Below are 24,206 nucleotides of genomic sequence, written 5' to 3'. Positions count from 1 at the left end.
GTGACGCCGTGGGGGCGGCGCCGTCTTCAGGGGTCGGTGGGGAGGAGGGCGAGGAGGGCGCGCAACGAGGGCACCACCGTGTCGGCTCCGGCGGCCCGGAGCGCGGCCGCGTCGTGGGCACCGGTGGTGACGCCCACGGCGGGTATCCCCGCGGTGGCGGCCGCCACCATGTCGAGCGGGTGGTCGCCGGCGAAGAGCCGCGCGCTGCGGCGCCGCAGCACCGCGCCCTTGGCCGCGCCGACGACCGATCCGTCCAGCGAGGCGACCGGCAGGGAACAGGCGGACAGGCATGCGGTGGCGGTGTCCGGGCGCCGGCCGGTGACCACGGCGCAGCGCCCGCCGGCCGCACCGACCGCCGCGCACAGGTGCGCGGCCCCGGGCATCGGGCGCACCAGGGCGATCCCCTCGGTCAGGAAGGCACGGCGGAAGGCCGCCGCGAAAGCGGGCAGCGCGTCGGGCGGCACCCAGGGCCGGACGGTGTCCCGGAAGGCCGCGCCGGTGGCGGCCGCGGCGCGCTCCACGTCGATCCGCAGGCCGAGTTCCCCGCCCGCCCGGTGCAGCGCCAGCCGGGTGGCCGGCCGGGTGTCGACCAGCGTGAGGTCCAGGTCCAGCCCCAGGACGTACGGGTACGTCGGCCGCCCCTGACCGGCGGTCACCGGGGCGCGGGGTCCGGCGCGGGGTCCCAGCCCGCCGTGCTGAAGGCGTCGCCCCCGGCGGCGAGCGCCCGGGCCGTGTCGGGGAGCAGGCCGGAGGGCAGGTCGTCCATCGCGAAGAACCCCGTCTCCCGGCAGCGGTCGGGTTCGAGGTTGCGCACGCTTCCGGTGCAGTGCCCGGCCAGGAAGAACAGCGCCAGGCGCCCGGCGCCCATGGAGGTGCGGTAGTGGGTGGCGTGGACGAAGCGCAGGTCCGCCTCCTGGACGAACAGCCCCGTCTCCTCGGCGAGTTCGCGTGCCGCCGCCGCGGGTACCGACTCGCCCTCCTCCAGGTGTCCGCCGGGCAACTGCCACCGGCCGCCGCCGGGGAGCTGGTCGGACCTGCGCAGCAGCAGCACCCGGTCGCCCGAGCGCACCAGGACGTGGACGTGCACCGGCAGGGTGTAGCGGCTCTCTTCCCCGGTCATCCCGGCTCTCCTCCTGTCGCTGCGGGGGCCGGAGCCGTCCGGCCGAGCAGGCGTGCTCGGCCGGACGACGGCCGGACGACGGTCCGACGGTCCGACGGTTCAGCTCACCCGGTGGACCGCCAGGTCGCAGAGGGTGTCGAGGGCGTCGGTGACCGGGCCGGGCGGCAGGGGCTTGAGCAGGTCGCGGGCGCGCTCGGCGTAGGCGGTGCACTCCTGCTGCGCCTGGGCCAGGGCGGGGTGGCGGCGCAGGAGGCCGAGCGCCTCGGTGTGGAGGGTGTCGTCGGTGAGGTCGCTGTCGAGGAGTTCGATCAGCCGCTTGTCCCCCGGCGCCGGCGCGGCCCGGACGTACAGCGTGGGCAGGGTCGCCACGCCCTCGCGCAGGTCGGTGCCCGGGCGCTTGCCCGACACCCGGCTGTCCCCCGCGATGTCGAGGATGTCGTCGGCCAGTTGGAAGGCGGTGCCGACGTACTCGCCGAACTCGGTGACGCGTTCGACGACTCCGGCCGGCGCGCCGGCCATCAGGGCGCCGAACCGAGCCGAGGTCGCGATCAGCGAGGCGGTCTTGTGGGAGACGACGCTGAGGTAGTGCTCCAGCGGGTCCTCGCCGGGGGCCGGGCCGGTGGACTCGCGGATCTGCCCGGTCACCAGGCGTTCGAAGGTGGACGCCTGGATCATCACCGCCTCCGGCCCCTGTCCGGCCATGATCTGCGACGCCTTGGAGAAGAGGTAGTCGCCGCTGAGGACGGCCACCAGGTTGCCGAACCGGGCGTTGGTGCTGGGCACTCCGCGGCGCAGCGAGGACTCGTCCATGACGTCGTCGTGGTGCAGCGTGGCCAGGTGGGTCAGCTCGCACGCGGTGGCGGTGGCGGCCACGCCGGGCGCCGAGGCGTCACCGTAGTGCGCGGTGAGGAGGGTGAGGGCGGGCCGGAAGCGTTTGCCGCCGGCGTCGATCAGGTAGCGGGAGACCTCGGTGACCGGCGGGTAGGCGGACTCCGCCGCCAGCCGCAGTTCCAGGTTCACCGCGGCCATGCCGCGGGTCAGGCTGGCGAGCAGGTCCGGGTCGAGCATGCTGACGTTGAACGGGCCGAAGTCCATCATCTCGGAGTCCTCGGGTCGGGGGACGGAGACGGCGTTGCGGCCGGCCCAAGCAGCGGGGCGGCCGGCCTGCCGTCGAGCAGGCTGCTGAGCGCTCCGGCGAATCGGCCGGGTTCCTCGACGACGAAGTGGCCGCCCGGGACGTTCAGGACGTGGACCGCGCCGCTGGTGTGGTCGTGCCAGGCGTCCACGTCCTCGCCGGGCGCGGCCGCGTCTTCGGTGCCGGTGACGGCGATGACATCGCAGCCGACGGCTTCGTGCCGCCCTCCGGCGTACTCCTCGAACAGCTCCATGTCGGCCCGCACGATGGGCAGGAGCAGTTCCCGGTGGTCCGGGTCTCCCAGCAGTCCGGCCGCGGGTCCGCCGTAGCGGGTGCCGAAGGCGGCGGAGAAGCGCTCGTCGTCCAGTCCGGCGATGGGCGGGTGCTTCCACAGCCGGCCCGGCCCCGGGCAGGCCAGGACGACCAGCGCGGCCGGCGGGGTGCCGCGCTGCTCGGCGCGCGACGCCAACTCGTAGGCGACGAGCGCGCCGAGACTGGACCCGACGAGGACGAAGGGGCGGTCCCAGTGGGCGCTGACGCTCTCCTCGATCCGGCCGACCAGGGCGTCCATGGTGCGGGCGAGGCGCTCGCCGGGCCGCATCAGGTGTCCCGGGTAGTCGAAGGCGACGACCTCGTTGCGGGGGAAGGCCGACGACCAGTGGCGGTAGGCCACGCCGCTGCCGCCCGCGTAGGGCAGGCAGAGCAGGCGGGGGGCGGGGGTGCCGTTGTCTGCTGTCATCACCGGTCGGCTCCGGGGGCGGGGGCGGGTACGTCGCTCGTGAGGGAGCGGACGAGTCCCGCGAACTCGGCGAGGGTCGGGTGCTCGAAGACGTGCTGGACGGTGACCGGGCAGCCGGTGAGTTCGGCCACCCTGGCGGCCATCCGCATGGCCGCCAGGGAGTGGCCGCCCAGGTCGAAGAAGTCGTCGTCGGACCCGAGCAGGCTGAAGAAGTCGTCGGACCCGGTGATGTGCTCGGTGGCGAGCACCTCCTGCCAGACTTCGGCGATCCGCCGCTCGGTGGCGTCCTGCGCCGGGCGGCGTCCGGTCGGGGCGGCGGTGGGTTCCGGGAGCAGCGACCAGCGGACCTTGCCCCGCGGGCCGCGCTCGATGGCGGGCAGCAGTTCGACGACCGAGGGGACGGCGGGCCGGGGCAGCAGGGCGCGCAGGTGGTCGCGCAGCGCCGTCCCGGTGGTGCCGTCGGCCGCGACGGCGTAGGCGACCAGCCGGCGGCCGGGGCCGTCGCCGCGGACGGCGACCACGGCGTCGCGCACCGAGGGGTGGGTGAGCAGGGCCGTCTCGACCTCGACGACGTCGACGCGTACGCCGCGCACCTTGGTCTGGCGGTCCGCCCGGCCCGACCAGTGCAGCAGGCCGTCGGCGTCGTGGTGGCCGAGGTCGCCGGTCCGGTACAGCGGCCCGTCCGGGTGGGCCAGGAAGGGGCTGTCGGACGGGTCGGCGGAGTCGAGGTAACCCGGCGCCAGGTGCGGCCCGGCGAGATGGATCTCGCCGGTGAAGCCCGGGGGCAGGAGATGGCCGCCGGGGCCGAGGACCAGGGCCCGCACGCCGGGCTCCGGGCGGCCGATCGGCATCAGGGAGCCGTGCGCCCGGTCCGGGTCGGTGTGCCCGCTGACGCTGACCATGGTGGCCTCGCTGGGGCCGTAGTCGTTGTGCGGCACCTGTCCGAGCACCCGCCGGGCGAGCACCGCGGTGGCCCGCGGCAGGGCCTCGCCGCAGCAGCGCAGCAGGCGCGTGCGGGGTGCGGCGCCCTGCTCGTCGAGCCTGCGGCAGACGGCTTCGAGGATGCTGGGCACCACGGCGAGGACCGTGTCGGCCCCGCCCTCGGCCAGGACGCCGGCCAGCGCCTCGACCGGGTCGGAGGCGATCCGCTCGGGGATCACCAGGCGGGCTCCGGCGGCGAGCGCGGTGAAGGTGTCGCGCATGCCGGGGTCGTAGCCGAGCGGCGGCACCTGGGCGACGGTCGCCTCCGCCGGCAGGGCGGCGGCCTGGCGGATGACGTACCCGCCGAAGGCGCCCATGCGGGCGGGGACGGAGCGGGGGCGGCCGGTGGTGCCGGAGGTGCTGATCACGTAGGCCGTGTCGTCGTCGCCGAGGGCCCAGTCGTCCGGGGGCGGCGACGGGTCGCCGGTGCGGTCGGCGACGTCCAGCCACCGGACGCCGTCGAGGCCGCGCGGGTCGGTGTCCGGCGTTCCGACGCCCAGGGCGACGCCCAGCCGCCGTACGAGGTCCACGGTGCGGGGCGAGGCCGGGCCCTCCTCGGCGACCAGCACCGCGGCACCCGCCCGCCAGGCGCCGAGCACGGCCGTGAGCGTGTCCATCCGGTCCGGGCAGGAGACGAGGACGACGCCGCCGGGTGCGCGGACCCGGGCGGGTCCGCCGGCCACGGAGCCGCCGCCGGGCGCCGGGTGCGGCCCGGGACCGCCCGGTCCCGGCCGGTCCGGGGACGCGGAGCCGTCGGCGGGGTCCGGCAGGAGTCCCGGCGCGGCGGGGTCCGGCAGGCTGCCCGGCGCGGCGGCCCGCAGGGCCCGGGCGAGGTGGCCGGCGCGCTCCCACAGGTCGGCCCGGGTGAGGCTGCGCGGGCCGGAGGTGACCGCGGGTCGGTCGGACGGCGTCCGGGCGGCTTCGGCCAGGGCCGCCAGCAGCCGGGCGGGGCGGCTCGGCGGGGCGGCGGGCAGGGCCGGGCCGCGGGACACGGCGGCCGCCTCGCGGCGCCGGTCGGCTCCGAGCAGCGGCACCTCCCACAGCGCGGTGCCGGGGTCGGCGGCCAGTTCCGCCAGCACGCGCAGGTACGCCTGCCAGATCTCCCGCACGGTGCTCTCGTCGAACAGTTCCTCGGAGTAGCTGAACAGGGCGGTGAGGTCGTCCCCCGCGGCGGGCACCATCATCAGGCCGAGGTCGAACTTGGCGGCGGCGGTGGTGTCCCACCAGCGCCGGGTCCGGAGCCCGCGGAAGCGCACCGGCGGGATGGGCACGCTCATGAGCTGGAAGGCCACCTGGGCCAGCGGGTTCATCGACAGGTCACCGGACGCGCCGGTGCGCTGGGTGAGCTGCTCGTAGGTGACGTGCTCGGCCGCCGAGACGGCGAGGGTCCCCTCGCGGGCCTGCTCGACCAGGTGGCCCAGGGACGGCGAGCCGCCCAGGTCGAAGCGCATCGGAAGGGTGTTGACGAAGAACCCGGCGGTGCGCGCCACCCGCGGGTCGGCGCGGCCGGAGCTCTGGACGGCGACCACCACCTCCTCCCGCCGGTCGTAGTGGCCCAGGGTCGCGGCGAAACCCGCGCACAGCAGCATGAAGAGGCTGCGGCCCCGGCTCCGGGCGGTCTCCCGCAGCGCGGCGGTGAGGCCGGTCGGCATCGGCAGTTGCAGGGTGCGGCCCCGGAAGGACGGCACGGCCGGCCGCGGACGGTCGGTGCGCAGGGAGTTGTCGCTGTCCAGCCCGCCGAGCCGGTGGAGCCACTCGTGCAGTTCCTTCTCCGCGGCGGGCGACCCCTGCTCGGCGTGCCGCTCGGCCGCCCACTGCGTGTACGCCACCCCGGTGGGCGGCAGCGTCACGACCTCGCCGAGCCGGCGGCCGAAGAGCAGCCCGAGTTCCTCCCAGAGCAGGCCCAGCGTCCAGCCGTCGGCCAGGATGTGGTGGACGTGCAGGGTCAGGACGTGCCGGTCGTCCGCGGTACGGCACAGCAGGGCCCGGAACAGCGGCCCGGTCTCCAGGTCCGTCGGCTCCCGCCGCACCGCCGCGGTCGCCTCCTCGGCGGCGGCCTCCGGATCGGGCTCGGAGCGCAGGTCGACGACGTCGAGACGCGCCGCGGCCGAGTCGGCGACGCACATCCGCAGTTCTCCGCCGGCCTCCTCGAAGGTGGTGCGCAGGACGTCGTGCCGGCGCACCAGGTCGCCGAGCGCCCGGCGCAGCACCGCCACCGGCAGGTCGCCGGTGAGCTCCAGCGAACTGGCGATGTGGTACGACCAGTTGCCGGGGTGGAGGCGGCCGGCCAGCCACAACCGCTGCTGGTTGGGGGCCGCCGGGCCGACCCGGCCCGCCTTCGGCCGGGCGGAGCCGGTGTCCCCGCTCATGCCCGTCCCCCGGGAAGCGGCCCGGCCGCGGCCGGGCGGTGGCGGTTCACCGCTGTTCCAGGGCGGTGTCGACCTGGCGGTCGATGGCGTCGGCGAGGCCGGCGAGGTCCAGTCCGCCCAGGATGTCGGCGGGTGCGACCCGGACCCCGAACACCTTGCGGATCCGCGCGACCATCTGGGTGGCGTACAGGGAGTCGCCGCCCAGGTCCAGGAAGCGGTCGTGCCGGCCGACGGGGTCGATGGTCAGCAGCGCTCCCCACAGACCGCCCAGTCGCTCCTCGGTCTCGGTCTGCGGGGGCTCGTAGGGGTAGGGCAGGTCGGGCCGGGCGCTGGTGCGGCTGCCGCCGGTCTCCTGCAGGACGTGGCCGGCCACGACCAGTTGGCCGCCGGCGGCGGCCACCGAGCGGCGGCTGACCAGCACCTGGGGCACTCCGGCGCCCAGGGCGTCGAGGAAGGTGCGCACACCGACGGCCGTGGTCAGCCCCTGCACCTCACCGGTGGCGTCCGCCGAGCCGGTGGGCGCGGCCGGTTCCTGGGCGCCCGGACGCGCGACGACCACCTTGCCGATGTGGTGCGCCCGGGACATGAAGGCGAACGCCTCGTCGGCCTCCTCGACGGGGAAGGTGCGGACCGGCAGCGGGGTGATCGCCCCCTGCCGGAGCAGACCGACGACCTGCCGCCAGGCGCGTTCCCAGGCGTCTCCGTCGATCTCCGGGTTGTACGCGGTGAAGGTGCGCCCCTCCGCGAAGAGCGACAGGTCCAGCGCGGTGCCGGCGAGGATGTCGCGGCGTCCGATCTCCACGAAGCGGCCGCGCGGGCGCAGGCAGCGCAGCCCGGCGGGGATGAAGTCGCCGGCCAGCGAGTTGAGCAGCACGTCGACCCCGCCGGCGCCGGTGACGGCGGCCTCGAAGTCGAGGCTGCGGGAGTCCGCGACAAGGGTGGCGCCGAGGTTGCGCAGGAAGTCGCGCTTGGTCTCGTTGCCGGCGGTGGCCCAGACCTCGGCGCCCGCGTGGGTGGCGAGCTGGAGTGCGGCCAGTCCCACTCCCCCGGCGCCGGCGTGGATCAGGATGCGCTCGCCGCGGCCCAGTCCGGCCGAGGCGATGAGGCTGTCGTAGGCGGTGGTGAAGGCGACGGGGATCGAGGCGGCCTGACTGAAGGTCATGCCCGCCGGGATCGGGCAGGTCAGTGCGGCCTTCAGCACGGCGTAGTCGGCGAAGCAGGAGGCGCCGACGCCCATCACCGCGTCGCCGACCCGCACCTGCCGGCCGACGCCCTCGCCGACGGCGGTGACCAGGCCGGCGCACTCCAGGCCGAAGGAGTGGTCGGCGGTCGGGGCGTCCAGCATCCCGGCGGCGATCAGCACCTCCTTGAAGTTCAGGCCGGTGGCCCTGACCTCGATCTCGATCTCGCCGGGACCGGGCGCCCGGCGGGCGGCCGGCACCATGCCCAGGGCCGACAGGTCGCCGGGATCGGTGGTGACCAGGCGGCGGTTCTGCGGCCGGGCGGCGCCCTCGCCGCCGGGGTCGTCGGCGAGTTCGTCGGCGAGCCGGGCGGGATCGACCGCCCGCAGCGTGTACCCCTCGATGTCCAGGACCGGCCGTCCGCCGGCGTCCCGGACGGCGACGTCGAAGACCAGCGCGTCGCTCTCGTCGCTGTCCCTGCGGGTGATGCGGCTGACGACGTGGTGGGGCATCCGGCTGTGGACCACGACCCGCTCGTAGGACAGGGGCAGGTGGACGCGGTCGCTGACCAGCGGCACCATGGCGCCGGCGGCGGTGTCCAGCAGGGCGGCGTGCACCCGGTGGGTGTCGAGGTCGGCGCGGAAGGCGTCGTCGAGGACGCACACGGCCTCGACCTCGTCCGGCCCGACCCGCCGGACCGCCCGCAGGTTGTCCCAGCGCGGCCCGAAGGTCAGCAGGTCGGAGCGGGCGGCGGGCGGCGTGTCCGCGGCGTCCGCGGCGGGTTCCGACGGTTCGGCGCCGGTCGCGTGCTCCGGAGCTTCGGCGGATTCCGGGGATTCCGGGGACCTCTCCAGCGGTTCGAGCCGGCCGACGGCCTGCTGGTACCAGGAGCCGTCGGGCGCCAGTCCGCTCACCGTGACGGTGACCACGCCCGCCGACCCGTCCTGCGCGCCGGCCGGGTCCGGGGCTCCGTCCGGGCCGTCCGGGCCGTCGGTGCCGTCGTCCGCCGTGACGAACCGGACGGTGTACTCGACCCGGCCGCCGCTGCCGGTGAGCGGGCGCAGCAGGTCGAGTTCGGTCAGCGCGAAGCGGTCGTGGCCGAGGTGGAGCTCCGCCGCGGCCCCCAGGAGGTCCAGGATCGCGGTGCCGGGAACCAGGGGGGTGCCGCCCACCCGGTGCTCGTCGAGGATCCAGTGGGTGCCGCGGGCCATGGCGCCCCGGTAGGCGGCGCCCGCCGCGGCCCTGGCGGTGAACAGCGGGTGGTCCAGCGGCTCCCAGCGCTCGGTGTCGCCGGTGGGGGCGGTGTGCCGCTTCTCGGCCTCCTTGACGGCCATGCCGCCGTCGGTCCAGGAGTCGAAGTTCGCCGACACGGTGCGGTGGCCGCCGGCGTCCCGCCACTGGGCGAAGGCGTCCATGAAGGCGTTGGCGCTGGCGTAGTCGGCGTGGCCCAGGCCGCCGACGACCGCGGCCATGGACGAGCACAGCACCATCCACTCGGTGTGCTCGTCGGCGACGGCCTCGTGCAGGACGACGGTGCCGCGCACCTTGGGGGCCAGGACGGCGTCCGCGTGCTCGCGGTCCAGGGTCCCCGCGAGCCGTCCGCTGGGCACACCGGCGGCGTGGATCACGCCGTGGAAGGGCCCGTGCAGCGCGCGGAGCCGGGCCATGGCGTCGCGGTCGGTGACGTCGGCGCGGGCGCAGACGACCTCGCTGCCGCCGGCCGCGATCTCCAGCAGTGTCTCCAGCCGGCGCCGGGTGTCCGCGCCGGTGGCCGGGTCCTGCGCGGCCCGGGCCCAGTCCTCGGGGGCGGGGAACTCGGAGCGGTGGGTGAGGACCAGGCGCACCCGGGCGTGCCGGGCGGCGTCCGCGGCCAGGGCCAGGCCGATCTCGCCGAGCCCGCCGGTGACCAGGTAACTGCCGTCCTCGTGCCAGGGGGGCGGGGCGGTCAGGCTGGGGAGCGCCCGGTAGTCGCGCACATGGCGCACTCCGGCGCGGTGGGCGGCCACGGAGTTCGGCACGAAGTGGCCCAGTTCGGCGGTCACCAGGTCGGCGGCCTCGGCCGCGGTGCCGGGGCCGGAGAGGTCGCCCGCGGCGCCGGGGCCGTGGAGGTCGGCGAGGTCGAGCTCGGCCAGCCGCACCGTGGGGTACTCCTGCGGCAGGACCCGGCTCGGACCGGTCAGCAGCGCCGCGTACGGGTCGGCCAGGTCGCCGGGCAGCACGGCGTGCCGCGCCGAGGTGACGACCAGGACGTCCAGGTCCTGCGTTCCCGGCCGGGCGGTGAGGTCCCGCACGGTCTCCAGGAGCGGCCAGAAGTGGGTGTCGACGGCCGTGCCGAGGGTCCCGGCGGCGGGCTCGGAGCGGGGCCCGGCCGCCAGGTGCACCACCGTGTCGACGGCGTCCGGCGGCAGGGCGGGCCCGTCGTGCCGCACCACGTGGTGGCCGGCCGCGGCCAGCGCTCCCGCCACCGCGTCGGTGAGCGCGGCGGGCGACGCCGCCCCGGTCAGCAGCACCCGGCGGACGGCGGCCGGTTCCACGGGCAGGGGCGCGGCCGTCCACCTCGGTGCCTGGAGCCAGCCGGTCAGCCCGGCCGAACGCCGCAGTTCGGGCAGGTCGGCGGGGACCGCGGCCGGGTCGACGTCGATCCAGTAGTCGTTGCGCTCGAAGGGGTAGCCGGGCAGCGCCACCCGGGCCGGGGCGAGCCCGGCGAAGTACCGCTCCCAGTCGACGCGGCCGCCGTGCGCCCAGATCCGCGCGACGAGTTCCGCGGTGGAGCCGGGCCCGGGCTGGTCCTTCAGCCAGGGGGTGACGCCGTAGCTGCCGACCGGGCTGCCGCTGTTCTCGAACATCCGGGTCAGGGCGCGGCCGGGGCCGGTCTCCAGGACCACCGCGTGGCCGCCCTCCAGCACCGTGAGCGCCGCCGCCCGGAAGCGCACGGGGCTGCGCAGGTGCCGCAGCCAGTACTCGGTGTCGGTCATCTCCTCGGCGGCGATCTCGCGGCCGGTGACGGTGGACACGATCCGCAGGCCGGCCTTGTTCTTCTCCACCGAGGCGACCAGTTCCCGGTACTCGGCGGCGATGCCGTCCATCAGCCGGGAGTGGGCCGCGTTGGACGTGGCCAGCCGGGTGTTGCGGATGTCCTCCTCGTCCAGCCGCTCCTGGAAGCGCCCGATGGCCTCCGCGGTCCCGGACACCACGCACTGGCCGACGGCGTTGACCCCGGCCAGGTCCAGGTCGTCCGGCAGCAGGCGCAGCAGTTCCTCCTCGTCCAGCCCGACGGCGGCCATGGCTCCGTCGGGCGTGCTGAACTGCATGAGCCGGCCGCGGGCGGAGACCACCCGCAGCGCGTCGCGGACACTGAAGACCCCGGCCAGGCAGGCGGCGGCGTACTCGCCCAGGCTGTGGCCGACCAGGACGTCCGGCACCACCCCCGCCTCCATCAGGGTGCGGGCGACGCTGAACTCCGTGATGAACGTGGCCGGTTGGGCCCAGGGCGCCTGGGCGAGCAGGGTGGTGGCGCGTTCCGTGGCGGCCGGGTCCTCGGCATCGGGGAACAGCAGGTCCCGGATGTCGTAGCCCTCCAACTCCTCCAGGACCCGGGCGCACGCGTCGACATGCCGCCGGTAGTCGGGGTCCGCGGCGTACAGTTCCCGGCCGAGGCCGACGAACTGGGCTCCCTCACCGGGCAGGGCGAAGACGACCGGCAGGTCGGTCCCGGCGGAGACCACGGGCGGCTCGGCGGAGGCCGCGAGCGCCCTGGCCGCCTCGGCCGCGGTGGCGGCGACGGTGAAGGTCCGGTACCGGAAGCCCTTGCGGCCCGTGGCCAGGACGTAGGCCGCGTCGACCGCGTCCGGCGCGGCGGCCGGGCGCAGCGCGGTGCCGTGCGCGCGCCGCAGCGCGGCGACCCCCTCGGCGGAGCGGGCGGAGAGCACGAAGGGCAGGGGGCGCGCGGTGGGTGCCGGTTGTTCGGCCGCCCGGCGGGCGGCGGCGGGCGGGGCCTGTTCGAGCACCGCGTGCGCGTTGGTGCCGCCGACGCCGAAGGCGCTCACCCCGGCCCGGCGCACGCCCTCGAAGGGCTCGCTGTCGACGGGCACGTAGAAGGGCGAACCGGTCAGGTCGATGGCGGGGTTGAGGGTGCTGAAGTTGACCACCGGCGGGATGACGCCGTGTTCGAGCACGAGCGCGGCCTTGATCAGACCGGCGATCCCGGCGGAGTTGCCCAGGTGGCCGATCTGCGCCTTGACCGCGCCGAGCGCGCAGCGGCGGGCGGCGGTGTCGGTGCCGTAGGCGGCGGTCAGGGCCGCGACCTCGATCGGGTCGCCCATGGCGGTGCCGGTGCCGTGGGTCTCCACGAAGCCGATCCCGCCGGGTTCGACCCCGGCGGCCTGGAGCGCCCGGCGGATGACGTCGGCCTGCCCGCTGATGCTGGGCGCGGTGAAACTCATCTTGTCCGCGCCGTCGTTGTTGATCGCCGAGCCCTTGATGACGGCGACCACCCGGTCGTTGTCCCGCAGTGCGTCGCTGAGCCGCTTGAGGGCGACGACCCCGCCGCCGTTGCCGAAGACCGACCCGCTGGCGTCGGCGTCGAAGGGGCGCAGGTGCCCGTCGGGCGAGCAGATCGACCCTTCCTCGTAGACGTATCCGTTGACCTGGGGGGTGTGGACGTTCACCGCGCCGGCGAGGGCGATGTCGCTCTCGCCGAGCAGCAGGCTCTGGCAGGCCAGGTGGACGGCCACGAGGCCGGTGGAGCAGGCCGTCTGCACGTTGAGCGCCGGCCCGGTGAGGCCGAGCTTGTACGAGACGCGGGTGGCCAGGAAGTCGCCGTAGTTGCCGAGGTCGGACTGCAGGCCCCGGATGGAGCCGTCGAGGTGCTCGGTGGCGCGGAAGTCCGGCTCGATGTAGCGCAGGTAGGCGTGCCGGCCGCCGCCGGCGAAGACGCCGATGTCGCCGGGGTGGCGGGAGGGGTCGTAGCCGGCGTCCTCCAGGGCGTGCCAGCTCAGCTCCAGCAGCAGCCGGTGCTGGGGGTCGATCAGCGCGGCCTCGCTGGAGGAGATCCCCCAGAAGTCGGCGTCGAAGGCGCCCGCTCCCTCGATGAGGCTGCTGACCCGGACGAAGGCGGGGTCGTCGAGCAGTTCGCGGCTGGTGCCGGCCGCCGCCAGGTCCTCCTCGGTGAAGCGGGTGAGCAGTTCCCTGCCCTCGCAGATCCGCTGCCAGTAGGTCTCCGGGTCCGGGGCGCCGGCGAAGCGGCAGGACATCCCGATGATGGCGACATCCGTCTCGGTTGTCGTGGGGTCCGGTTCACTCATCGGTCTTCTCCTGTCCGCGGGCTGATCTGCTGCGTCGTGCGGCGGCGAGCATGTGGGCCGGTACGCGGCCGGGGCGGGGGGCGGCGGCAGGCTGCCGGCGGCCGTCGCCGTCGACGTACCGTGCGAACTGCCGGACGGTCGGGAAGCGGAAGAGGTCGTTGAGGGTGAGGTCCGCGTCGGCGAAGGACTTCCTCAGCGTCAGGTAGAGCGGCAGCAGGAGCAGCGAGGTGCCCCCGGCGTCGAAGAACGACACGGTGGCCGAGGCGACCGGGTGGCCGAGCACCTCCTGCCAGGCCGACAGCAGCCGGCGCTCGGTCGCGCTCAAGGCCGCGTCCGGCGGTTCCTCCGCCGCACGGGCGCGCAGCGACGGGTCGGCGGCGAGCGCGGCGCGGTCCAGCTTGCCGTTGGCGGTCAGCGGCAGCCGGGTCAGCAGCGTGAAGCGGGCCGGCACCGCGTGGTCGGCGAGCCGGGCCCGGAGGTGTGCGGTGAGGTCGGCGGCCGTGGGGGCGGGGAGCGCCGGGTCGGCGACCAGGTAGGCGGCCAGCACGAGGGCCCCGCCGGGGCCGGGCTCGCCGATGACGGCGCAGGCGGTGACCGCCGGGTGCTCCAGCAGCCGCGGGGCGACCTCGCCGGGCTCGATCCGGAATCCGCGGATCTGGAGCTGGTCGTCCAGCCGTCCCAGGTGGTCGAGGACGGTGCCGTCCCAGCGCACCAGGTCGCCCGTGCGGTAGGCGGGGGCGCCGTCGGCGGACGTCGTGAAGCGCTCGGCCGTCCGCGGGTCGGTCCCGGCGGCGTCCACGTAGCCCAGGGCCGGGGCGGTGCCGCCGATCACCAGCTCCCCCGGGGTGCCGCGGGGGACGGGGCGGCCGAGCGGGTCGCGCACCGATACGGCGACGCCGGCCACCGGCCGCCCGATGGGGGGACGTTCGGGCCAGTCGGCCGGATCGCCGGTCAGCCGGTGCGCGACGGCGACGTGGGTCTCGGTGGGTCCGTACTGGTTGACCAGCGCGATCCGGCCGGCCCGGCACAGGTCGCGGACCTCCTCGGTCACCACCAGTGCCTCGCCCGCGGTCAGCACCGCCCGCAGGGCGGTCGGGACCGTCCCGAAGGCGCGGTGGCCGACGCCCAGTTGGGCGAGCATCGCCGGCGGCAGGAACAGCACCTCGACCCACTCCCGCCCCAGCACCTCCAGCAGCGCCTGGGCGTCCCGCCGGGCCTCGTCCGGGACGACCACCAGGGTGCCGCCGCCGGCCGCGGCGGTGAGCATCTCCTGCACGGAGACGTCGAAGGACAAGGCGGCGTACTGGCCGATCCGGCTGGGCGTGCGGAACTCGGGCTGGTCCAGTTGCCAGGCGACCAGTGCGGCGATCGACCGGTGCGGCATCGCCACCGCCTTGGGGACGCCGGTGGAGCCGGAGGTGAACAGGACGTACGCCTCCTCACCGGGTCGCGCGGCGTGCCAGCCGGCCGGGTCGGCGCGCCCTCCGGCGGGTGCCGGGCCGAGGACCGTCTGCGGCCCGTCCCAGGCCACCCGTTCGGCGCGGACGCCCTGGGACCTCACGGCATGGACGCAGCCCGCCCGAGCGGTCATCTCGCGCTGCCGGGCCTCGGGGAGGGCCGGATCGACCGGGGTGTAGACGGCTCCGGCGGCCCACACGCCCAGGAGCGCGGTGAGCGGGTCGAGTCCGCGCTGGAGGAAGCAGGCGACCCGCTGGCCGGGTCGCACCCCGGCGGCCGCCAGGTCGTCGCGCAGGTGCTGGACGGCGACGGCCAGCCGGGCGCAGGTCTGCTCCCTGCCCCGGGCGGACTGGGCGACCGCCGACGGCTCGCGCAGCAGGCGCTCGGCGACGCGCGCGGTCAGCGGCCGGTAGGGAGCGGCCGGCGGGGTCGCGGGCAGTTCGCAGGCCGCCCCCTCGGCCGCGACCCGCTCGGCCAGCGCGCGCACGGCCGGGAGGTCGGGGTCCCGGCCGGCGAGGTGCACGAGGTCCGCGTAGCGCTGCCCCCAGGCGGCGGCCTGTTCGGCGCCGAGCGCGGCGCGGTCGTAGGCCAGGGTCACGGTGACGCGGTCGCCGACGGGTTCCTCGGCGACGGTCAGCAGCAGGCGGAAGTCGGTCGCCTCGCGGTAGTCGGTGGCCTCCAGCCGTACTCCGGCCGCGGCCAGCCGGTGGTACACGTGGAAGTCGGTGTAGTTGAACGCGGTGGGGGCCAGCCGGGCGGCCGCGGAGGCGGCCTGGACGCGCTCGAAGGGCACGCGGCGGTGCGGGTGGCTCCGGGACTCGTTCAGCCACACCTCGCGCAGCAGTTCCCGCCACGTCTGGTCGCCGCCGCGCACGCGCAGCGGCAGGGTGTTGAGGAAGAGGCCCAGCGCGCGGTCGCCGCCCTCCTCCTCGACCCGGCAACTGGTCACCACCCCGGTCAGCACCTCGGGCCGGCCGCAGGTGTGCGCGAGCAGGGCGGTGTGGGCGGCGAGGTAGGCGGTCTTGGCCGGGACGCCCTCGGCGCGCGCCAGTTCGCGCAGCGCGCGGACGGCCTCGGCGGGGATCGCCACGGTGACGGTGTCGACGTCGTGGTCGGCGGCGTGGTCGGCGGCGGGTTCCCCGCCGGGGGCGGTCCGGGGGGCGGCGGTCCCGGGCGCGGCCGCCTCGTCGCCGGGCAGGGACGTCGGTTCGGCGTCGCGCAGGTAGTCGCGCCAGTAGGCCAGCGAGGCGGCGTCGGACTCGGCGGCCCGCTCCAGTCTGCCGTAGCGGGCCATGTGGCCGGGGGCGTCGGCGTCCTCGGGGCGGTCCGGCGCGGCGGTGTCCGGGGCCAGCAGTTCGGTGACGAGCGTGGCCGCGCTCCAGCCGTCGAGGATGCAGTGGTGGACCGAGAGCGACAGCACCCACGCGTCGTCGTCGGTGCGGTGGGCGAAGACCCGGAGCAGTCCGGGCACCGTCCAGTCGAAGGGGGTGCGGCGCTCCTCCTGGACCCACCGCGCCATCCGGTCCTGCCGCTCCGGCTCCGGCAGTGCCCGCAGGTCCCGGACGTGGAGCGGTATCCGCGCGGTGGGATGGACGATCTGGAGCGGCGCGTCGGTGCCCTCGGTGCTGAACGAGGTGCGCAGCACCGGGTGGCGGCGGACGGCGGCGTCCAGGGCGGCGCGCAGCGTGTCCTCGTCCGGGGCGCCGGCCACGGTGTAGCCGAGGACGTCGTGGTAGATGTGCTCGCCGTCCAGCAGGCTGTGCAGCAGCATGCCCTGCTGGAGCCGGGTGGCCGGCATGGCGTCCACGGCGTCCGCCGGCACCCGCGCGGTGTCGGTGCCGGCCAGCAGCGCGAAGGGGCGCAGGTCCTCGTCGGACGCGCGGTCGCGCGGGGACAGCGCGGCGGCGAGGTCGCGGGTGGTGCGGTGGGCGTAGACGTCGGCGACGGACGCGTCGTGCCCGGCGGAGCGCAGCAGGGCGACCAGGCGCAGCGCGGTGATGGAGTCCCCGCCGAGGGCGAAGAAGCCGGCGTCCACGTCGCCGGTGAGGCCCAGGACCTCGCGGAAGGCGTCCCGCACCGCCCGCAGCGCCGGATCGGCGGCCTCGGGACCGCCGGACGGGTCCGCGGACGGTTCGGCGGAGGGGCCACCCGAGGGGCCGCCGGACGGTTCGGCCGAGGAGTCCGCGGACGGTTCGGCGAAGGGGTCGGGCAGGACGGCGACGTCCAGCTTGCCGTTGGGGGTGCGGGGCAGCGCCGGCACCGCCACGACCGCCGCGGGAACCATGTAGGCCGGCAGGCGCTCGGCGGCGCGGGCGCGCAACTGCGCGGTGTCGGGGCGGGCGTCCCCGGCGGGGACCACGGCCACCGCGATGACCGCGGGGCGGCCGGGGCGCCGCACGGTCCACGCCCGGGCGCTGCGGATGCCGGGCAGGGTGAGGAACGCGGCCTCCACCTCGCCGAGTTCGACCCGGTGCCCGCGGATCTTGACCTGGTGGTCGAAGCGGCCGAGGTACTCGACGGAGCCGTCGGCCAGCCGGCGCCCCTTGTCCCCGGACCGGTACATACGCGCGCCGGGGCGGGCGGAGAAGGGGTCGGGGAGGAAGGGGTCGCGGCCGTCCTCGGGCGGACGCAGGTACCCGCCGGAGACGCCGGGGCCGCCCACGCAGATCTCTCCGGGCACGCCGAACGGCACCGGCCGGCCCTGCGCGTCGAGGACGTGCAGGGCGGTGTCCGGCAGCGGACGGCCGATGCGGCGGCGCGGGTCGCGCACGTCGGCCGGGGTCAGCGGGAGGTGGGTGCTGTGCACGGTCGTCTCGGTGATGCCGTACATGTTGCAGACCCGGGTCGGGGTGTCGCCCAGGTGTTCGTACCAGCGGGCCAGCGAGCCCAGGGCGAGCGCCTCCGCGCACAGCACCAGGTGCCGCAGGGCCGGCATCCGCAGGCCGGCCGCCACCGCGCTGTCCCGGAAGCCCTCGAAGGCGGTGGGCGAGAGCGCCAGCATGGTGACGCCCTCGCGGGCGACGAGCCCGGTGAGGGCGTCGGGGTCGCGCAGGGTGGCGGTGTCCGGGATGACCAGCCGCCCACCGTGGAGCAGCGCTCCGTACACCTCCCAGACCGAGGCGTCGAAGCCGAAGTTGTGCGCGTTGAGCCACACGTCGCGGTCGCCGAAGGCGAAGAGCGTCCGGGTGGTGTCGAACAGCCGCACCACGTTGGTGTGCCGGACCTCGACCCCCTTGGGCTGCCCGGTCGATCCGGACGTGAACAGGACGTACGCGGGTGCGTCGGGACCGTCCTGGCCGCCGGCCCGGTCCGGGGCGGGCAGCGGCCCGGTACCCGCGGTCCCGCCGGCCGCCGGCGGGGCGGCCGCGAGGGGCGGCACGCTGACGACGGGCGTGCCGGGTCCGGGTGCGTCGTCGCCCTCCGGCACGAGGAGGGCGGCCGGCTGCGCCGCGTCGGTGATGCGGCGCTGGCGCCCGGCCGGCTGGGCCGGATCGAGCGGGACGTAGGCCGCGCCGGTGCGCAGCACCCCCAGCAGGGCGGCGACCAGGGCCGCGGACCGCGGCAGCCGGACGGCCACCCGGTCGCCCGGCCCGACGCCCCGGCGGGTCAGCGCGTCGGCGACGGCGCGCGACCAGGCGTCGAGGCGGCCGTAGGTGAGATCGCCCTCGGCCGTGGTGACGGCGATGTGCTCGGGGTGGCGTGCCGCCTGCCGGGCGAACATCAGGTCGAGCCGGTCCCGGCCGTCGGAGGGGGTGCGCGGGCCGGACGCGGCGAGCACCTCGGCCCGCTCGGGCTCCTCCAGCAGGTCCATGGCGCCGACCGGGAGGTCCGGCTCCGCACGGCCCGCGGCGGCCACGCGGCGCAGTTGCGCGGCCAGCCGGGCGATGTCCGTCGTGCTGTGGCGGTCGGCGTCGTGTTCCCACCGGGCGTCCCCGCCGCCGGGTTCGGTACGCACCGCCACCTGCGCGGCGCGGACCGCCCGGCGGACCTCGGGCGTCTCGCCCGCGCCGGGTGCGCCCTCCACCACCACGACGGGCGGGACCGCGGCGGGGAGCGGCCGGTCGGCTGCGGCGGACGGCGCCGCCGCGGCCTGGTCCCGGACCGCGGCCAGGGCGCGGGCCCAGGAGGGCTCCGACAGGTCGAGCCGCACCGGGCGGAGCACCCACCGCCCGTCCTCGCGCCGTACGAGGCCGACGGTCACGGTGTCCGCATCGGTGTGGCGGGCGAGCAACAGGGCGAGCGCCGCGACCAGTTCGGCCGGATCGGAGGGTCCGGGCGCGGTGTGGGTGCCGCGCCGGCGGGTGGGGACGGAGACGTGCGCGCCGAGGGCGGGGAAGGAGAGCTGCCCCTCGTCGGTGCCGGCGGGCGCGCGGTCAGCGGTCGGCATGGCGCTCCTCGGCCTTCCCCTCGGCGCTGGCGGCGGCGGCATCGGCGGCATCGGCGGCGTCAGAGGCGTCGGCGGCGTCCGGCCGGCCGTCGGGCAGGAGCAGCAGGTCGCCCAGCACGAGGGCGTCCAGCCCCGCCGCCAGGAAGGTGTCGACGGCCTCCTGCGGGGTCCGCACGATCGGCTGGTTCGCCTGGTTGAAGGAGGTGTTGAGGAGGACCGGCAGCCCGGTGCGGTGCTCGAACGCCTGGATGAGCTGGTGGAAGAGCGCGTTGTCGGCGCTGCTGACGGTCTGCGTCCGGGCCGACCCGTCGACGTGGGTGGTGGCGGGCATCCGGTCGGCGTGCTCGGGCCGCACGTAGCAGACGAAGAGCATCTCGGCGAAGCGGGACACGTCCTCGGGGTCGATCTCGAACAGCTCCGCGGCGGCCTCGGCGGTGACCGCCGGCGCGAACGGGCGGAAGGACTCGCGCTTCTTGACGAGGGCGTTGATCCGCGCGCGCATGTCGGGCCGGCGCGGGTCGGCGAGGATGCTGCGGTTGCCGAGCGCCCGCGGCCCGAACTCCATCCGCCCCTGGAACCAGCCGACCACCGCGCCCTCGTCGATGAGTCCGGCGACGTGGTCGGTGAGGGCCTTGTCGTCGGTGAAGCGGGTGACGGTCACCCCCTGGACGGACGCGGCGGCGGCCTCGCACTCCGCGGGACCGTAGCCGGGGCCGAGCAGGGTGTGCCGGACCGGCCGGGCCCTCTCGCCCCGCTGCCAGCCGGCCCAGAGCGCGGCCCCCAGCGCCGCTCCGTCGTCGGCGGCGGCGGGCTGCACGTGGATGTCGGAGAAGAGCCCGCTGCGCAGCAGCGTCCCGTTGGCGACGCAGTTGAGGGCGACCCCCCCGGACAGGCAGAGGCGGTCCAGCCCGGTCGACTCGCGCAGATGGGACAGGAAGTGGTATTGGGCGGCCTGGAGCGCGGCCTGGAGGGAGGCGGCGATGTCCTTGTGCCGCTGGTCGAGCGGGTCGCCCGGGGCGCGTCGCGGGCCGAACAGCTCCTCCAGCCGGGCCAGCGCGGGCCGGTAGGTCTCCTTGTCGAGCGTGCTGACGTTGCTGAGCAGGATCGGCGTGCGGTAGCGGCCCGCGGTGTCGAGTTGGAGGACCTGGTCGGTCAGCACCGCGAGGTGGCGCTCGGGGTCGCCGTGCGGCGCCAGGCCCATCACCTTGTACTCGCCGTCGCCGAAGCGGAAGCCGAGGTACATGGTGAACAGCCCGTAGAGCAGCCCGAGGGAGTCGTGGGCGGGTATCTCGCAGACCGTCTCGAAGCCCTCCGGGGTGGCGGCCAGCGCGGTGGCCGACCAGCGTTCGCCCAGGCCGTCGGAGACGACCACCAGCGCGTCCCGGTAGCCGCTGGGCAGGTAGGCGCCCGTGGCGTGGGCCAGGTGGTGGGGCACCGGCACGAAGCGGTCGGTGAGGTCGCAGCCCAGCGCCCGCTGGGCCACCTCCTGCACCGCGGCGGGGTCGAGCACGGCGTCGTACAGCTCGCGGTAGTAGTCGGACTGGCCGACCAGGAAGTCGCGTTCGGGGGCGAAATCGAAGCTGTGGGCCACCAGCAGGTCCGTGGCGCCCGACGCGAGGGCGGCGGGGTCCAGTCCGCCGGCGCGCAGGCAGTAGTCGGCGGCTCCGCTCGGGAAGCGCTCCGAGTGCTTGAGCCCGTCCCAGCGCTCCTCGGCCGCGGCGGCCACCACCTGCCCGTCGGCCACCAGCGCGGCGGCGGCGTCCGCGCCCTGGAAAACGGCGTACTCCTGGTCGGTGAGGCCGGCGAGGCGCCGGCGCTTGAAGTCACGCGAGCCGTCGAAGCCGCTGAACCCGAGAACCCGTCCCCGCACGTGAACCTCCGCTCGAAACGCAATTCCTGCAACTCTGAACGGCCGGCCAGTTCATGGCGTGGCTCGGCGGGAAAAGGGTGAGGGAACGGCTTCGGGTGAATCCCGTGCGCGTCGCCCCGGCAGATCCGAAGGGCAGAGAACCGTTCGACTTGCTGTTCAATGGGGCAGACATGGTACTGACCAGTGCGGATGTCAGCGTAATCGAACACAAACGGGAAGTCAACACCCGTCCGGTTCACCCGTGTAGCACCCACGGGCCCCCAACTCACGGGCTTTGCCTTTCCTTTGCCGATATCGGCGGGCCCGGTCTCCCGAGGCGAATCGACGCCATTTCACAATTCACCTTCCCACTGGGCTTCTTGACGCCGAAGAAGTGCCCGGATACCGTATTCGGAGCCACAAGCCGTGTGCACCATGGTTTCCGTCAGACGTAGTCCGGGCGGACGGGGATTCCCCCGCATTTCCAGGCCGGCAAGCGCTTCTCCTCCTTCCTTCCCGCACGCGTGATCTTGCACGGACGTTCACCGGGACCGACCATTCCTCCTCCCGTCGACCGGCCCGGACGGCTGCGCGTCCCGGCTGGTCCAGGCCGGCGGCGGACCCCTTCCGGAACCGCCCAGAAAAGGTGCCCAACATGACTGACGCAGGGATGTCCACCCAGGAGTTCGTCAAGGATGAGCGGTACGACCGGTTCCACGAGGGCCCGCAGGGCGACGAACCCGTCACCTGGTGGGACTACGAGGGCGGGCGCTGGATCGTCTCCGGCTACGAGGCGGTCTGCGCCGCGGCGCGCGACCCGGAGACCTTCTCCTCCCGGCACGAACTGCCCAACGGGGGCAGCCCCTACGCCGGCGTCATGGTCCCCTCCACCCCCGTGCGCGCGGTCCCGATCGAGATAGACCCGCCGTTGCACCAGGAGTACCGCAAGCTCCTGAACAACCGGTTCGGCCCCGGCGCGGTGCGCAAGCTGGCCCCGCGCTTCCTGGAGTACACCGACTGGTGCATCGACGAGTTCATCGAGTCCGGACGCGCGGACCTCTTCCACGGCCTGGCGAAGCTGGTACCGGCCATGACCACCCTGCACCTGCTCGGGCTGCCGGTGGAGGACGCCGAGATCTTCGCCGACGCCGTCCACGTGCGCGGCGAGGACCGCTTCGAGCTCAACAGCGCCTGGTCGCTGCTGCTGACCCGGACCACGCAGACCGTGGTCGCCCGCCGGCAGAAGCCCGAGGACGACCTCGTCTCCTACCTGCTGGCCTCCGAGGTGGACGGCCGCAAGTTCACCGACATGGAGCTCGTGGAGATCTGCTTCACCTTCGTCATCGGCGGCATGGCCACCACCGCGCGGCTGGCGCTCGGAGCGCTGTCCTACCTGGCGGCCCACCCGGACCGCCGTGCGGCCCTGGTCGCGGACCCGTCCCGGCTGCCGGCCGCCATGGAGGAGTTCCTGCGCTACTACAGCCCGGTGCCCTTCCTGTCGCGTACGGCCACCAAGGACGTCTGCTTCTACGGCAAGGACATCAAGGCCGGCGACCGGGTCGCCATCGCCTACGCGGCGGCCAACCGCGACCCCGCGGTCTTCGAGGAGCCCAAGGCGGTGCGGATGGACCGGTCGCCCAACCGGCACGTCGGCCTCGGCCACGGGGCGCACTTCTGCATCGGCGGCTCCCTGGGGAAGTCCGAGGCGACCACCATGGTCCAGCAGGTGCTGGCCCGGATTCCGGACTACCGCATCGTCGAGGACAACTGGCGGGCCGAGGACGGGAAGGAACGGCCGGCGCCCAACTGGGAGGCGCGGATCTCCCGCGGCCTGGAGGTGGGGTTCACCCCCGGCGCCAGGCTGGGCACCTCCTCCTTCACGCTCAACTCGCTGTCCTGACGGGGGCGGTCATGCGGCTGCTGTCCGAGGAGTGGCTGGCCGAACGCCTGCGCCTGGGCTCGGCCCTGCCCGTCGTCCCCGGTGCCACCGCCGTCGTGCAGCACGAGGTGCACGGCGACGCGGGCCCGGCCCGGTACTTCGACGACATCCGGGAGGGCCGGCTCACCGACAGCCGGCTGGGCGTCCACCCGACGCCGCACGCGGTGATCCGGTACCAGCGCTCGGTCGAACTCGCCATGCTGTGCGGCGAGATCGACGCGGTGAGCGGGGTCATCAGCGGGCGGATCACGGTCGAGGGGGACCTCAACCGGCTGCTCCCCCTGGTCTCGGTGCTCCAGACGCCGGCGGCCATCGAGGTGCTGCGGCAGTTGAACGCCGTCACCTCGGACTGACGCCCCTGGACGGGAGGGGCGCCGCGGGCGGCCGTGGTGCGCGTGCCGGCTCACGCGTGCCGGCTCCGCGGTCAGCGGTCAGCGGTCAGCGGTCAGCGGTCAGCGGCCCAGCACGTGCACCAGGCAGACCCCGCCCACCCCGACCATGTGCGCCAGGGCGGTGCGCGCACCCGGGTGCTGGCGTGCTCCGGCCCGGCCCAGGAGCTGCCGCCGCACCTCCACGACCTGGCCGACGCCGGTGGGCCCCAGCGGGTGCCCCATGCCCAGCAGTCCGCCCGAGGGGCTGACCGCGCGTTCGCCGCCGATGTCGAACCGGCCGCGCTCCAGCAGCGCCCCCGCCTCGCCGGGGGCGCACACCCCCATTGCCTCCAGGTAGACGAGTTCCTCGACGCTGAAGGCGTCGTGCAGTTCGAGCACGTCCAGGTCGCGCGGCCCGACCCCGGCCTGGGCGTACGCCTCGGCCGCGGTGTCGGCGGTGACCCGGACCTCGGCCCCCGGGCCGGTGCGGCCGGCCACCGTCCGGGAGGCAGACGCCAGTACCCGCACGCACCCGCCGCGGTCCAGCCCGTAGCGCCCGATCGCCTCCTCGGACACCACCAGCACCGCCGCCGCGCCCTCGCCGCGCGGCGCGCACTGGAGGCGGGTGAGGCAGCCCGCGACGGTTCCCGAGGCCAGCACCTCCTCCAGGGTGCGGCGCCGCCGCCGCTGTGCGTAGGGGTTCGCGGCCGCGTTGGCGTGGTTCTTCACGGCCACCAGCGCGAGCTGGCGGGGCGTGGCCGGCGTCTGACGCAGGTGGTGTTCCGCGGCCAGCGCGAGGTGCGCGGCGGGAGTCCCCAGCCGGCCCACCAGGTCGCGGACGGCGGACTTGGACGGCCCGCCGGGACGCGGGTCGGGGGTGTCCACCCCGACGGCGAGGACCACGTCGGCGAAACCGCCGGCGACCTCGACCACGGCCTGCCGGAAGGCGGAGGAACCCGACGCCGAGGCGTTCTCCACCTGCACCACCCGCAGGCCGGTGGCGCCGAGGTGACGGAGCATCACGGGCCCGGCGGCCATCCCGACCTGGGCGCTGCCCACGTACGCGGACTCCACCGACGGCCAGGCCAGCCCGGCGTCCTCCAGCGCGCGCCGCACCGCCGTGAGTCCCAACTGCACGTACGGGGTGCCGGAGGCCCGCTGGTAGGCGTGCAGCCCGCCGCCCGCCACGAACACCGGCCGTATTCCGGGGAGAGCCACGGTCACTCCTTCTCGCGCGGTCGCCGGGGACGTGCGTGCCCGGTGCGGAACCGGCCGGCCCCCATGACGGGCCGGCCGCTCATTAGAGGACCATCCCTTCTGCAGCCCTCTTCGGTAGGGTTGTGACCTCTCGGTCCCGGCGGGTGCATGGCCATC

11 protein-coding genes are annotated in these 24,206 nt (G+C 75.6%); 2 read left to right on the top strand and 9 right to left on the bottom strand.

The genetic code is table 11. The features are described 5' to 3' along the window. Positions 1-26 precede the first annotated feature (26 nt). The 8 genes from RVR_RS34235 to RVR_RS34200 all read right to left on the bottom strand — a co-directional run bounded on the left by RVR_RS34235 (position 27) and on the right by RVR_RS34200 (position 20,543). Entirely contained in the window at positions 27-656 is a 630-nt protein-coding gene (locus tag RVR_RS34235) for an HAD family hydrolase (protein ID WP_202237805.1), read from the bottom strand. Further along, complete coding sequence (locus tag RVR_RS34230; RefSeq protein ID WP_202237804.1) at positions 653-1,120, bottom strand: NUDIX domain-containing protein; 468 nt, start codon at positions 1,118-1,120, stop codon at positions 653-655. Before RVR_RS34230 ends, RVR_RS34235 begins: the two co-directional genes overlap by 4 nt. 99 nt (positions 1,121-1,219) lie before the next feature. Continuing rightward, entirely contained in the window at positions 1,220-2,218 is a 999-nt protein-coding gene (locus tag RVR_RS34225; RefSeq protein WP_202237803.1) for a polyprenyl synthetase family protein, read from the bottom strand. After that, positions 2,215-2,994 (bottom strand): thioesterase II family protein, encoded by a 780-nt coding sequence (locus RVR_RS34220; RefSeq protein ID WP_202237802.1) that lies wholly within the window; start codon positions 2,992-2,994, stop codon positions 2,215-2,217. Before RVR_RS34220 ends, RVR_RS34225 begins: the two co-directional genes overlap by 4 nt. Continuing rightward, positions 2,994-6,344 (bottom strand): condensation domain-containing protein, encoded by a 3,351-nt coding sequence (locus RVR_RS34215; RefSeq protein ID WP_202237801.1) that lies wholly within the window; start codon positions 6,342-6,344, stop codon positions 2,994-2,996. The genes RVR_RS34220 and RVR_RS34215 overlap by 1 nt, the downstream gene beginning before the upstream one ends. Before the next feature lie 46 nt (positions 6,345-6,390). Then, positions 6,391-12,828 carry a type I polyketide synthase gene (locus RVR_RS34210; RefSeq protein ID WP_202237800.1) on the bottom strand — a complete coding sequence of 2,146 codons (6,438 nt, stop codon included), beginning with the start codon at positions 12,826-12,828 and terminating at the stop codon, positions 6,391-6,393. Beyond that, on the bottom strand, positions 12,821-18,673 hold the full coding sequence (locus RVR_RS34205) for a non-ribosomal peptide synthetase (protein WP_202237799.1): 5,853 nt from the start codon (positions 18,671-18,673) through the stop codon (positions 12,821-12,823). The genes RVR_RS34210 and RVR_RS34205 overlap by 8 nt, the downstream gene beginning before the upstream one ends. After that, on the bottom strand, positions 18,660-20,543 hold the full coding sequence (locus RVR_RS34200; protein ID WP_202237798.1) for a carbamoyltransferase family protein: 1,884 nt from the start codon (positions 20,541-20,543) through the stop codon (positions 18,660-18,662). Before RVR_RS34200 ends, RVR_RS34205 begins: the two co-directional genes overlap by 14 nt. Positions 20,544-21,177: 634 nt before the next feature. Here RVR_RS34200 and RVR_RS34195 point away from each other — a divergent pair. Both RVR_RS34195 and RVR_RS34190 read left to right on the top strand, forming a co-directional pair. Then, a complete protein-coding gene (locus RVR_RS34195) occupies positions 21,178-22,422 on the top strand; it encodes a cytochrome P450 (RefSeq protein WP_202237797.1) in 1,245 nt (414 codons plus the stop codon). Positions 22,423-22,433: 11 nt separating this feature from the next. Next, positions 22,434-22,814, top strand: coding sequence for an SCP2 sterol-binding domain-containing protein (locus RVR_RS34190; RefSeq protein WP_202237796.1), 381 nt, complete (start codon positions 22,434-22,436; stop codon positions 22,812-22,814). Positions 22,815-22,913: 99 nt separating this feature from the next. On the opposite strand, the gene RVR_RS34185 is transcribed toward RVR_RS34190, so the two are convergent. Continuing rightward, positions 22,914-24,050 (bottom strand): thiolase family protein, encoded by a 1,137-nt coding sequence (locus tag RVR_RS34185; protein WP_202237795.1) that lies wholly within the window; start codon positions 24,048-24,050, stop codon positions 22,914-22,916. Between the last annotated feature and the right edge of the window lie 156 nt (positions 24,051-24,206).

The organism is Streptomyces sp. SN-593 (assembly GCF_016756395.1).
Classification (GTDB): Bacteria; Actinomycetota; Actinomycetes; order Streptomycetales; family Streptomycetaceae; genus Actinacidiphila; species Actinacidiphila reveromycinica.
The sequence above is the reverse complement of the archived record's forward strand: the minus strand, read 5'-3'. Positions and strand labels throughout refer to the sequence as shown.

Coding starts and splice junctions, on each gene's coding strand:
- RVR_RS34230 (WP_202237804.1), bottom strand. CDS start 1,120: ATGACCGGGGAAGAGAGCCGCTACACCCTGCCGGTGCACGTCCACGTC.
- RVR_RS34225 (WP_202237803.1), bottom strand. CDS start 2,218: ATGATGGACTTCGGCCCGTTCAACGTCAGCATGCTCGACCCGGACCTG.
- RVR_RS34220 (WP_202237802.1), bottom strand. CDS start 2,994: ATGACAGCAGACAACGGCACCCCCGCCCCCCGCCTGCTCTGCCTGCCC.
- RVR_RS34215 (WP_202237801.1), bottom strand. CDS start 6,344: ATGAGCGGGGACACCGGCTCCGCCCGGCCGAAGGCGGGCCGGGTCGGC.
- RVR_RS34210 (WP_202237800.1), bottom strand. CDS start 12,828: ATGAGTGAACCGGACCCCACGACAACCGAGACGGATGTCGCCATCATC.
- RVR_RS34205 (WP_202237799.1), bottom strand. CDS start 18,673: ATGCCGACCGCTGACCGCGCGCCCGCCGGCACCGACGAGGGGCAGCTC.
- RVR_RS34195 (WP_202237797.1), top strand. CDS start 21,178: ATGACTGACGCAGGGATGTCCACCCAGGAGTTCGTCAAGGATGAGCGG.
- RVR_RS34190 (WP_202237796.1), top strand. CDS start 22,434: ATGCGGCTGCTGTCCGAGGAGTGGCTGGCCGAACGCCTGCGCCTGGGC.